Raw genomic sequence first — 11,835 nt, forward strand, 5'->3', positions numbered from 1 at the left:
TGCATAAAAATCCAAGAATGAAATCTGACAACGATTTAATCAGTGCTTCCTTAAAAAAGCCATGAATCTACTTTTGTATGCATAGATTCATGGCTTTCAGATTGCCTGTATTGGACTCATGGGGATGTCCGTCGTTTCTTTTCAAACCGAAAAATGGTTTCCTGCAGTTTCTTTACTTTACATCAAAAAGGAATTTATAATCCTTGACTACATCAGGATGGAGGCTGCGGCCGACAACGCACATGGTTTCCAGGATGTGGGGAATTTCTTTGCGGGTTTCCTCGCTGTATTCTTTGTGCAGGTGGAACGTAAGGTGGATGGCTTTGACCTTATAATTTTCAAAATCCGCATCCTTGGACACGTCCACATAGGAACCGGAAAAATCCAGATGCTTCTGTTCCAGCACCAAAGCCAGTACGGTTTCTGCGCAGTCTGCCAGCGCCAGAGCCAGCATATCCGATGGCAGAAGACGGGACGCATCATTTTCCGTGACCATGGTTTGCCCGTTTCCTTCCAGACGGACCGATTGATTTTTATTCCCCAGATAAACAACTTTACAGTGCCTCATAACAGATTCCTCCTTACTAATATCCGTACTTTTATTCAACAACCAGGCATCTTCCCGGTCTTATCGGTTTGCGATGCGGCAATGTTCCGGCAAGGTGCCCCAGAATAACAAAGACCCGGCAGATATAGTTAACCGGCACTTTCCACCGGGTGAGCAGATCCTGTCCTTCTGCGGTAGAAAAGGTTTCTTCTCCCCGGGAAACGATGCAGGAAGACAGGCCGAGATCTGTCGCCATGAGGAGCATATTTTCCGCAGCGCAAAAGGCATCGGCAATGCTGAAGGGAAAATCCTTTTCCCCGAAGATGGCGATGACCGCCGGTGCTCCATAAAACCCGTCTTTAATGGAACCGTCGTCAATCAGGCTGGGCTGCTCCCTCGATACGTGGCTGACGTTCACTTCGCCCCGGTGAAAAGGGCGATAATTCATCCTGCCAATACGGTGCGTGAGCTGCGCATCACGGATACCAACGAACATGTTCCGCTGGCTGCCGCCGGCATTGGGAGCGCAGGCCCCTGCTTCCAGAATCATATCCATTTCTTCCCGCGAAATCTGTTCAGACGTATATTTCCGTATAGACCGCTGGTCTTTCACTAATTTCAGAAAATCCATAAAACCCTCCTGACTGTAAACCATATAAGCCATGAAAGCTTATATTCGTATAGTATCAGTCAGGAGGGTCTTTGTAAAATATGACTATCGCATTATTAATACGCATTCCGCATTAATCAGTCATCAGCTGCCATAATAGGTCCGAGCTTCACGGATGACCTGGCACGCCGGTGATTCCTTATCCCCCAGGGCCGCCTTCAGGCTGTAGATTCCCAATTGGGTCACCGGAGATTCGGGCCAGGAGAAAACTGCCAGTTCCTTGTGAGAAGGCAGCAGGTAATCCGGCAGGAGGACATATCCCACGCCGCACAGGGCCAGGGCACAGGCTTCACTGGCGTTGGCACAGATGATATTATCCATTTCTTCATTAACCGGCAGGATGCGGTGGCCCCGGGAGAAGACATGCTTCAACAGGTACGGAGGAATGTCGAAAATCTGCCGGTACGGCAACAGTTCTTCAGAGGAAACGCTTTTATTGTGTTTTCTTTTTTTCTTTTGGGCCAGCGGATGATCCTTGCGGCAGACGCAGTGAAACCGTTCTTCGTGGAGCGGTGTAAAGACAACACTTTCGTGAGCAAATTTGGCGTCTTTAATGGTAAATACCAGGTCCAGTTTCCCGCTTACGAGGCGCTGCAGGTTAGCATCGGTCTGGTCCAGCGTGAATTCTGCGGCCAGTTTCCCGTTTTTTTCCAGTACCGGCCGCAAAAACCTGGTCAAAAGGGGCATGGCCTGGGTATCCATATAACCGATACGCAGTACGTGATGAAAGTCATTCCGAAAATGGGAAATCCATTCCCTGCTGTGATAATAAGAGGCAAGCATGGACTGCGCTTCCGGCAGGAACTGGGCCCCTACCTGGGTCAGCGAAACGGTGCGGGTGGTCCTGTGAAAGAGCTGGGTTCCCAGCTCCTGCTCCAAGGACTGGATCTGCCGGGACACGGCGGGCTGGGTCATATTCAGCTCCTCCGCAGCCCGCATATAATTCAGCGTATTGGCCAGGGTGGTGAAGCATTCCAATTGGGTCGTGTTCATCAGGATTCCTCCTTCCAAAATTAATACGGTTTATTCATTAATTATACCATATATTCATTTCACGGGATTCACTATCCATGCTATGCTGACAGCGTAACAGGGAAATGCCTATCCCCCTGCTTGAAGTAAAGAGAAAGTTGACTAACGTGAAAGGAAGAGTGGTATGATGAAACATTCCTATTTGAAAAAAGGGGTGCTGGTCCTTATGGTTTCGCTGTCAGTTCTTGGCCTGCAGGCTCCATCTGGCGTAACGGCAGCGGATATGGCGGCTTCCCCGTCGTCCGCAGCAGCTTCCCAGGTATCCCGTCCGGCTGTCAAAAATCTGAAGCTCGGATCCGTGGCGGTCTATGATTTCGGCCGTATCAAAATTCATGCTTACCAGAGCAAGGACCCACTGGGTGATGAGACTTACGTGTTTGAAACTGATAAAAACCTGGTGCTGCTGGAATCCACTGCCTTTAAAGCCAATAACAGGGAATGGGCCGAATACATTCAATCTCTGAAGAAACCCATAGCCGGTGAATTGATGGCCTACCACCCCAATGGGGCTGGTACTTACGGTGCCAAAGTGTATGCTACGGAGACCGCCCTGAAGAACTGGCAGAAAGGCGGCAGCATTTACAACCTCACCGCAAGTTTCGATAAAGGTTTCGGCCCAGCGGTAGCAGATCAATTACCGGCCGGGGCAAAGATTCTGAAAGAAGGACAGTATGTCGATATAGGCGGCATCCTTTTCCATATCCTGCCTGCCGGTGATGCAGCCTACAGCATCGAGCTTCCCCAGATCAATGTGGTCTATCGCCACATGATGGGTTCCCATACCCATAATATCCTCACCAGCACAGCACACATGGACGCAGAAATTGCCTCCATGCAGCAGTACCGGAAAGCGGGATATGCGCTGGTGCTCACCGGCCACAACGTACCGGAAGGACAGGAGGCAGTCGCTGAAAAGCTGGCCTACCTCAAGGCCATGAAGCGGCTTGCTTCTGAAAACAGGAATAAAGCAGATTTCGTAAAGGCCGCCAGAAAAGCATTCCCCAATTACCAGGGCGACAACTACCTGATGATGACCGCCGATTTCCTCTACAAAGAATAAGCTGTCCCCTATGGTCTATTGATTAATTCGATTTCTTTATAAATGATACCATTTATTTATTTCACAACCCTATAGGCCACGGGTATAGTAGGGTTGTACCCGATAGATGTTGCAGAAGACAGCTGCAGAAAGGATGATTATTATGGCATTAAAGAACTTATTTGGATGGAGCAAAATGATGGATGAAAAGGCAGCATTTGACGGTGGCAGCGCCTGTGGTGCTGCAAAGCCCGAGGAAAAGCCGAGCTCTGCCTGCGGCGCAGCAAAGCCGGAAGAAAAGCCGGCTTCTGCCTGCGGAAGCGCCTGTGGTGCTGCAAAGCCTGAAAAAGAACCGAGCTCTGCCTGCAGCGCAGCAAAACCAGAAGAAAAACCGGCTTCCGCCTGCGGAAGTGCCTGTGGTGCTGCAAAACCTGACGAAAAGCCCGGTTCCGCCTGCGGCGCATCGAAATAATCGATAAGTAGTATAAGGAAACAGGAGGAAGGATTCATGAGTCAGTATTTCGCCTTTCAGTGGCATATCACAGAAGCCTGTGACCAGCGCTGCAAGCATTGCTATATTTTTGCAGAAAATGCCTGCAAGAAACTGGACAGCATGTCCTGGGAAGGAATGCAGCAGGTGGTAGATAATGTGGAAGAATTCTGCAGGACCTTCAGAAGGCTCCCCTATTTCTATATTACCGGCGGTGACCCGATCCTCCACCCTGATTTCTGGAAATTGATGGAACTTTTGAAGGAACGGCATATTCCCTTCACCATTCTCGGCAACCCCTTTCATCTGACAGATGAAAACCTGAAGCGGCTGAAGGACTGCGGCTGCGATAAGTACCAGCTCTCCATTGATGGCAGGCGAAAGACCCACGACTGGTTCCGTAAGCCCGGCTCTTTTGTGGAAACCCTGGAAAAAATCGGGATGATCCGAAAGGCTGGCATTACGGCGGTGGTCATGACAACGGTGTCCTCGGTCAATTACCGGGAACTGCCGGAAATTATTGATACGGTGGTCAGGTACCGGGCCGATGTTTTCGCCTTTGCCCGGTACGTTCCCACCAGCAATAAAAAGAGCACCGGCATCAGCCCGGCAGAATACCGGAAACTCCTGGCCATCTGCGATGCGAAATATAAAAAATACGAGCAGGACCCGGACTGCGTGACCTATTTCAACCGGAAAGACCATCTCTGGACATTGTATCAGTATGAAACCGGGGAGTTCCGGATTCCGGCAAATGTAAAAAAAGGCATGATCTACGGCGGTTGCAACTGCGGCAACTGCCACATCACAATCCTGCCCACCGGCGACGTCTATGCCTGCCGGCGAGTGGCGGAAAGCAAAGTGGGAAATGTCTTTACAGACCGTTTAAAAGATCTCTGGCTGAAGCCCATGGAAGCCTATCGGGAGTATAACCGTTTCAGCAAGTGCAAGAGATGCAAACTGCTGGCCTGGTGCAGGGGCTGTCCGGCCGTTGCCAAAGGGACCTATGGTGATTTTTATGCCGAAGACCCCCAGTGCTGGGCTGATGTGGACGGTGCTATGAAAGCGGAGGAATAATCATGGAACTCATGGAAGCGATGAAAGGAAGACGGTCGGTCCGGAATTTTCAGGACCGGATGGTCCCTGAGACACAGGTCCGGGACATTTTGAAAGTCATGGACTTCAGTCCTAATGCAGGAAACCGGAACTCCATCCGCACCGTAGTCTTGACAAACAGGGATGGAATCGAATATATCGGAAAAGCACACACCACCATAATCCGGAATTTCAACAGGGGCATCGTCTCCCTGCCTACAGAGGAAGCCATTGAGAAGTCCCCCAGCGCTTTCCACAATGCGCCTATGGTGGTGGCTCTTTTCGGACCGAAAAATTTCTACTTTTCTCCGGCCGATGCCTATATTCTTGCCCAGAACATGGCACTGGCCGCCTATGAGCAGGGAGTATCCACCTGTATTGTCGGTGAAGTCCTGAATTCTCTGGGAACAGAGAAAGGCCAGGCCCTGCAGGCAGCATTCGGAATCCCCGAGAATTTTGCTCCCCAGGCCTATGTCACCATGGGATACTGCAAAGGCCCATACCCGAAGCGGCCGTCCCGCCATTATGCCGATGTCATTTACCGCTGAGCCTTCTGTTTGCAAAATGCATGGTTTTCTAAAGATCCAGTGATTGAAAGAGGAATAGGACAGTCAAAGAAAGAACTGCTGCATACCGGTATATGCAACAGTTTTTTCTTTGGGAATTCTCTCAATGAAAGGCAGCACATTTTCTGCTACAATGAAAGAATATTACACACATAATCATTTCACTGCAGAAGGAGAAAAGGAAACGTGATAAACATACTTTTTGTCTGCCACGGCAACATCTGCCGTTCTCCCATGGCGGAAATGGTGCTGAAAGACATGGTACGAAAGGCAGGCCTTGCCGGCCGCTTCTCCATTGCCTCCCGGGCCGCCACCACCGAAGAAATTGGGCATGACATCTATCCTCCCGCCCGGAGGACCCTGGACGTGCACCACATTCCGCACCCCAAAAGAAAAGCCTCCCTCATTACGGAGGAAGACTATGAAAATTCGGACTATATCATCGCCATGGACCAGGAAAATCTCCATGACCTTGCCTATCTGACCCATCATGATCCGGACCATAAAATATTCCTCCTCCTCTCCTGGGCCGGAGAGAACAGAGACGTGGCGGACCCCTGGTTCACCAATGACTACGAGAAAACCTACGACGATGTGGTGAAAGGATGTAAAGGAATATTAAGAAAGCTGGAATTCCTGGTGAAATAAACCTTCGTACAGGGCTATAACTTCGTCAGGACTGTGTCCTTCGGACAGGGCTTTGGCCTTGAAGCAGGCACTGGTGAAGAAGCAGCCTCGCTCGCAGGCAGTTTTCCTTTCCCCACTCATTCGTCCTGTCTGCTTATGGATATATAAAAAAGGCGGCGCCATATCATTTGTGCGCCGCCACATTCATTCCTAATTCCTAATTCCTGATTCCTGATTTTTCTACACTTTGGGAACATAAGCCGCAGCCACTACATCAACGATCCCCATCCCATATACAGCGTCACCGCCCCGTCCACCAGGAGGGGAATGGCTCCTGTGATATAGGCCGTGTGGTCATCCATGCGGTAGTACGCCATATAGGCCGCAAAGGCGAGGATCGAGGCGGCGGCCACGAGGAACCAGGCGGCCCCGTAGCTTCCATGAAGGAGCAGGCCCCTTTCATGGAGCACGCCGAGTACCAGGATTTCCAGCACCGCCCAGCAGACGATGAGGAGAAGCTCCGTGGTTGGCTTCCGCCCGAAAAGTTTCAAAGACCCTGCCAGCAGCAGAAAATAGGCTGCCGCCGCAACGATAAAAATCATGCCCGAGCTGATCCAGGAGGGCGGCAGCGGCAGTTCGTGGACCCCGTGGGCAGAAAGCCCCACCCCCGAGAGGCCGGACACCGCCAGCAGCAGGAAGAGCAGCGCCGACAGGGCGCCGCCGCTTCTTACTCCCGGCCGGAAGGCCACAAGCCACCAGGCCGTATAAAACAGGGCTCCCAGGCTCAGCAGAAACTGCCCCGTAATCACTTCTTTCACCGGTGATAATCCAAACATGGTATCCCTTCTTTCTCCTTCTATTGTAGTCCTGCCGGAGAAAAAGGGTAAGCAAAAAGCACTGTCCAAAGGGGCAGTGCTTTTTGCTGGTGGCCAATGGCTGACTTCGGTAAACCATTCCGCTGAATGGGGGCATCAGCCATTCACCTTACCGGTCAGGCCAATTCTTTGGCTGGAGCGCGGAGAGCTTCCATTTCTTTCCGGAGTTCCGGATCGAAACGGGGGTTCAGCACGTTCACATAGAGCCATGCCAGCATGGCGCCAGAAATGTTATGCCATGCGGAGAAGATAGCCCCCGGAACGGTGGCTGCAGGCATAGCGGCGAAATGAGCTTTCGCCAGGCCTACGGCGAGGCCGGAGTTCTGCATGCCCACTTCGATGGAGAGGGCCACCGCCTTCTTCCAGGAAAGGCCGGTGAGACGGGCTACTGCAAAGCCCAGGGCATAGCCCAGGCAGTTGTGGAGGATGACAACCAGCAGGATAATGCCGAAGTTGGCAACGATGGCGTTCTTGCTGGCACCGATAACGCCGGCGATGATGAGGGAAATGGCGATGGAGGAAATGGCGGGGGTATAGTCCGTAGCCGCTGCTGCCAGTTTCGGCAGGAATGTCTTCACCGCAACGCCCAGGCAGATCGGAACGATAACGATCTGTACAATGGAGAGGAACATGCCCACCGGGTCAAAGGCAATCTTCGTGCCGATGAGGAGGTACGTAATGGCGGGCGTCAGGATCGGAGAGAGGACCGTGGACACGCTGGTCATGGTGACGGACAGGGCCACATCCCCCTTACTCATGAATGTGATCACGTTGGAAGAGGTGCCGCCGGGGCAGGTACCTACGAGGATGACGCCAGCCGTCAGGGCCGGGTCCAGCTGGAAAATGGTGGCCAAGGAAAAGGCCAGGAACGGCATGATGAAGAACTGGGCCACAGCGCCGAGGAATACGTCCCGGGGCCGTTTGAAGACAAGGACGAAGTCCTTCACCGACAGGGTAGTACCCATGCCGAACATGACAATGCCCAGGAGGAAGGTGAGGACGGAGATGCCGCCTACTTTACTCAATACCCATTTGAAATTTTCCGGCATGGTGAAGCCGAGAATCAGGAACAGGATGGCGATGATGCCGAAATACTTGCCGATCATGGCGCATAACTTTTTCATGGGGTTTCCTCCTTTATTTCAATACCGCCCCGGTGTTGGCGCTGGTTACGAGGCGGGCATAGCGGGACAGGTAGCCGGTCTTGACCTTCGGTTCCGGCTGTTTCCATTCTTTTCTCCGCTTTTCCAGTTCTTCATCGCTCACAAGGAGCTCCAGCTTCCGCTGGGGAATGTCGATAGAAATCCGGTCTCCGTCATGGATGAGGCCGATGGGGCCGCCTTCCATGGCTTCCGGGGAAATGTGGCCGATGCAGGCGCCCCGGCTGGCTCCGGAGAACCGGCCGTCCGTGAGGAGGGCTACCTTGAGGCCCATGCCTGTGATGACGGCGGTGGGGTTCAGCATTTCCCGCATTCCCGGGCCACCCTTCGGCCCTTCGTAGCGGATGACCACCACGTCCCCTTCGTGGATTTTTCCTCCCGTAATGGCTTTGATGGCGCTTTCTTCGGAGTCGAAGCACTTCGCCGTTCCTTCATAGACCAGGAGGTCCGGATCCACGGCGCTTTCCTTGATGACCGCCCCGTGGGGTGCCAGGTTTCCTTTCAGGATGGCGATGCCTCCCTTGTTCATGTAGGCATTGTCCACGGAATGGATGACCTCATGGTTTTCGATTTCCGCATGTTCGATCCGTTCTCCGATGGTGCCGGTGACGGTGAGGCAGTCCGTATGGATGAGGCCCAGCTTCGTCAATTCCTTCATGATGGCGGAAATGCCGCCGGCTTCGTCCAGGTCCTGCATGTGGTAGGTACCGCCGGGGCTCATCTTCGTGATGTACCGGGCCCGGCGGCTGATGTCGTCGAACAGGTCCAGCGGCAGGTCCAGCCCCGCTTCATGGGCAATGGCCGGCAGGTGGAGCACCGTATTTGTGGAGCCGCCGATGGCCATATCCACGGCGATGGCATTCTTGAAGGCATCCAGGGTCATGATGTCTCTCGGTTTGATATCCCGCTTGACCAGGTCCAGGATCACTTCCCCCGCCTTCTTTGCCAGCATCCGGCGCCGACCGAAGTAGGCCGCCGGAATGGTTCCGTTTCCGGGAAGTCCCATGCCCAGTACTTCGGTGAGGGAATTCATGGTATTTGCCGTGAAGAGGCCGGCGCAGGAGCCGCAGCCCGGGCAGGCATGAAATTCCATCTGTTCCATTTCCTCCGCCGACAGTTCACCGGCTTCGAATTTCCCTGCCGCTTCGAACATGGTGCTGACGGAAATATTCTTTCCCTTCCACCGGCCCGCCAGCATGGGGCCGCCGCTGACAACCACCGCCGGAATGTTCAGGCGTCCCGCCGCCATGAGCATGCCCGGCACGATTTTGTCGCAGTTCGGAATGAGCACCAGCCCGTCAAAGGCGTGGGCATTGGCCATGGCTTCGATGGAGTCACAGATCAGCTCCCGGCTGGCCAGGGGATACTTCATCCCCATGTGGCCCATGGCGATACCATCACAGATGGCAATGGCCGGGAATTCCACCGGTGTGCCGCCGGCAGCGGCGACGCCGAGCTTCACGGCTTCCGCGATTTCCCGAAGGTGCATATGGCCCGGTACGATTTCATTAAACGAATTCACGATGCCGATCATCGGCTTTGCCAGGTCCTCGTTGGAGTATCCCATGGCATGGAACAATGTACGGTGTGCGGAGCGGGTCGCTCCCTTTTTTACAATGTCACTTCTCATCTGTTTTCCCCTTTCCTCTTCCTTACCTCTCAAGCTCCTGTCACCCGGAATGGAATAAAAAAATCCGTCCCCCATTATTTAAAATGAGGGACGGATAGAAATTCCGCGTTACCACCCTTGTTCCTGTGCCATTACTGCCACAGACACTCGTCAACGTACCAACATACGCGTTCCCGTTAACGCAGGACAAACGTCAGCACTTACCGTTATTTCAGTACTGAACCTCAGGGATGATTTTCATTTTCTCGAAGATACCGGCTTTCACCATGCGCCGGCTCTCTATGATCTGTCAGAAGAAAATTACTCTTTCCCTTCCAGGGCTTTGGATATATTCAGCACGAAATAAATTAGGCACTGAACCTCAGGGACGACTTCATCTTCCGCCGGATACCGCATCACACCATCCGCGGCTCTCTTGGATCCCACTGCAAAGACTACTCTTTCCCTTCCAGGGCTTTTCTCTTTGGAAGTTGATGTGATTATACGCCTGCCGGAAATCTCCTGTCAATGGGGATTTTTATTTAGCTTGATAAAGCGATAGAGATGATCATCTTCTTTAATGATTTGTGTCAAAGTGGCTGAAGGGGAATGCCTGCGGCAAGGTGGCCCAGGGGTAACGGGCTTCGCCCGAGGGGTTGGTATGCCGCATCAATTCATATGGCGGCATGGATTTTTTATCCAGCGGCAAAGCCGCCAAATACATCATTCGCGGCGCCCTGTAATTGGATGCGCCGCACCTTCCCCTTGGCCGAAGGCCATTTCCCTTGAGCCACTTCGCATATACACATAAAAACGGGAACGGGAATGCCCAGCCTCGCAAAATTCCCTTTACCCCTTTTTGACAGAAACAGGATATAATAAAAATAAATAATTTCAAACCGAGGAGGGACCCTGATGATCAGACTTCTTTTCTTATCCCACACCGGAAGCGGCGAACCGCCGATGGCGGAATTCATTATGAAACAGCTCGTCAAAGAAGCGGGACTGGCGGACCAGATCTACGTATCCTCCGCCCGGCTGGAGAAGAAGGGCGGCCCCCTCTGCGAAGAAGGGCAGAAAGTGCTCCTCGCCCACGGCGTTCCCTGCACGTCGAAGGAAGCGCTGCCCCTGGAGTGGGGTACCTACGACCAGTACAACTACATTTTCCTCATGGACAATCCCCAGGACCCCCGGCTCTTCAATACCATGGGCGGCGACGTGGACAACAAAATCTCCCTTCTCTCTGCCCAGGCCGGCTATGAAGGGGGCATTGCAAACCCCTACGACGGTGCTTCCTTTGAAGATGCCTTCCACGCTTCTGACACGGCCTGCCGAAAACTGCTGGAAAAACTGAAAAGCTGGATTGAATAAGAATTTCAATGGAAAAGCCTCCTTTTCTGCCGTATGATGAAAGCAGAAAAGGAGGCTTTTTCTATGGACAGAATAGAACGAAACCGGCAGGGGGCCGAAGAAAACGAAAGACTTATCAAAAGAGGCACCTATGAAGCCGGAGGGAAGACCTTCTCCCTCTCTCCCCTTTCCCGGCTCCGGGAAGCCCGGATCTTTTCCCCCGAAGCGCTGGACCGGCTGGCGGAAGAACCGGAATGGACCGGGACCTGCCGACAGGGCCGCATTTCCGTGGAGGAAGGGGACACCATGGACCACGCAGGGACTGGCGTCCTGAACTTTGCCAACGCCTTCACCCCCGGCGGCGGCTACCTCTACGGCGCCTCGTCCCAGGAGGAAGCCCTGTGCAGGGAAAGCACCCTCTACGCCTCCCTCGCCGGCCCCATGGCCGCCCCCTTCTACGAAGAGAACCGAAGGGCCGGACGCATCTATGGCTCCGAGAGCATGGTCTTCTCTCCCCAGGTAGAAATCTTCCGGAAAAGCGCCGAAAAAGACTATGCCCCCTTCGGACCGCCGAAGACGACATCCGTCATCACCGCCGCAGCCATAGACCTCCGGGGCCCCGCCGCCGAAAAACCGGCCGCCCTCATCCGGTCCATCATGGAAAAAAGAATCCTCCGGCTCCTCTCCCTCTTCGCCGCCACCGGCTGCCACTCCATCACCCTGGGTGCCTGGGGCTGCGGCGTCTTCCTCCACAATCCCCAAGATGTGGCCCGGG

At 53.4% G+C, this 11,835-nt stretch carries 13 protein-coding genes and 1 other annotated feature; of the genes, 7 read left to right on the top strand and 6 right to left on the bottom strand.

What is annotated here, in order from left to right; all coding sequences use genetic code 11:
* Positions 1-172: 172 nt before the first annotated feature.
* From QZR21_RS05500 to QZR21_RS05510, 3 genes are all read right to left on the bottom strand, one after another.
* Complete coding sequence (locus QZR21_RS05500; protein WP_296097960.1) at positions 173-568, bottom strand: OsmC family protein; 396 nt, start codon at positions 566-568, stop codon at positions 173-175.
* A gap of 31 nt (positions 569-599) precedes the next feature.
* Positions 600-1,178 carry a nitroreductase family protein gene (locus QZR21_RS05505; protein WP_296097962.1) on the bottom strand — a complete coding sequence of 193 codons (579 nt, stop codon included), beginning with the start codon at positions 1,176-1,178 and terminating at the stop codon, positions 600-602.
* Between the two features lie 123 nt (positions 1,179-1,301).
* The gene (locus QZR21_RS05510; RefSeq protein ID WP_296097964.1) at positions 1,302-2,210 is read right to left on the bottom strand and encodes a LysR family transcriptional regulator; all 909 of its coding nucleotides are present in this window, start codon (positions 2,208-2,210) and stop codon (positions 1,302-1,304) included.
* A gap of 163 nt (positions 2,211-2,373) precedes the next feature.
* On the opposite strand from QZR21_RS05510, the gene QZR21_RS05515 reads away from it, so the two are divergent.
* The 5 genes from QZR21_RS05515 (at position 2,374) to QZR21_RS05535 (ending at position 6,087) form a co-directional block, all read left to right on the top strand.
* The gene (locus tag QZR21_RS05515; RefSeq protein ID WP_296097966.1) at positions 2,374-3,309 is read left to right on the top strand and encodes a hypothetical protein; all 936 of its coding nucleotides are present in this window, start codon (positions 2,374-2,376) and stop codon (positions 3,307-3,309) included.
* A 178-nt stretch (positions 3,310-3,487) separates the two neighbouring features.
* Positions 3,488-3,760: a hypothetical protein gene (locus QZR21_RS09100; RefSeq protein WP_363926447.1), complete on the top strand. Its 273-nt coding sequence runs from the start codon at positions 3,488-3,490 to the stop codon at positions 3,758-3,760.
* A gap of 36 nt (positions 3,761-3,796) precedes the next feature.
* Entirely contained in the window at positions 3,797-4,855 is a 1,059-nt protein-coding gene (gene acgM / locus QZR21_RS05525; RefSeq protein ID WP_296974177.1) for a radical SAM/SPASM domain protein, ACGX system, read from the top strand.
* A gap of 2 nt (positions 4,856-4,857) precedes the next feature.
* Complete coding sequence (locus QZR21_RS05530) at positions 4,858-5,421, top strand: nitroreductase family protein (protein WP_296097971.1); 564 nt, start codon at positions 4,858-4,860, stop codon at positions 5,419-5,421.
* A 204-nt stretch (positions 5,422-5,625) separates the two neighbouring features.
* Positions 5,626-6,087 carry a low molecular weight protein-tyrosine-phosphatase gene (locus tag QZR21_RS05535; RefSeq protein WP_296974180.1) on the top strand — a complete coding sequence of 154 codons (462 nt, stop codon included), beginning with the start codon at positions 5,626-5,628 and terminating at the stop codon, positions 6,085-6,087.
* Between the two features lie 248 nt (positions 6,088-6,335).
* Here the strand turns inward: QZR21_RS05535 and QZR21_RS05540 are convergent, their stop codons facing one another.
* The 3 genes from QZR21_RS05540 to ilvD all read right to left on the bottom strand — a co-directional run bounded on the left by QZR21_RS05540 (position 6,336) and on the right by ilvD (position 9,731).
* Positions 6,336-6,902: a hypothetical protein gene (locus QZR21_RS05540; protein WP_296097975.1), complete on the bottom strand. Its 567-nt coding sequence runs from the start codon at positions 6,900-6,902 to the stop codon at positions 6,336-6,338.
* 155 nt (positions 6,903-7,057) lie between these two features.
* On the bottom strand, positions 7,058-8,065 hold the full coding sequence (locus QZR21_RS05545; RefSeq protein ID WP_296097977.1) for a bile acid:sodium symporter family protein: 1,008 nt from the start codon (positions 8,063-8,065) through the stop codon (positions 7,058-7,060).
* Positions 8,066-8,078: 13 nt separating this feature from the next.
* Positions 8,079-9,731, bottom strand: coding sequence for a dihydroxy-acid dehydratase (gene ilvD, locus QZR21_RS05550; RefSeq protein ID WP_296097979.1), 1,653 nt, complete (start codon positions 9,729-9,731; stop codon positions 8,079-8,081).
* An 83-nt stretch (positions 9,732-9,814) separates the two neighbouring features.
* Positions 9,815-10,057: a binding site (T-box leader), on the bottom strand.
* A 568-nt stretch (positions 10,058-10,625) separates the two neighbouring features.
* On the opposite strand from ilvD, the gene QZR21_RS05555 reads away from it, so the two are divergent.
* On the top strand, positions 10,626-11,081 hold the full coding sequence (locus tag QZR21_RS05555; protein ID WP_296974184.1) for a hypothetical protein: 456 nt from the start codon (positions 10,626-10,628) through the stop codon (positions 11,079-11,081).
* A 63-nt stretch (positions 11,082-11,144) separates the two neighbouring features.
* On the top strand, positions 11,145-11,835 hold a 691-nt coding region (locus tag QZR21_RS05560), incomplete at its 3' end, for a TIGR02452 family protein (protein WP_296974187.1).

This window comes from uncultured Dialister sp., from assembly GCF_900541605.1.
Classification (GTDB): Bacteria; Bacillota; Negativicutes; order Veillonellales; family Dialisteraceae; genus Dialister.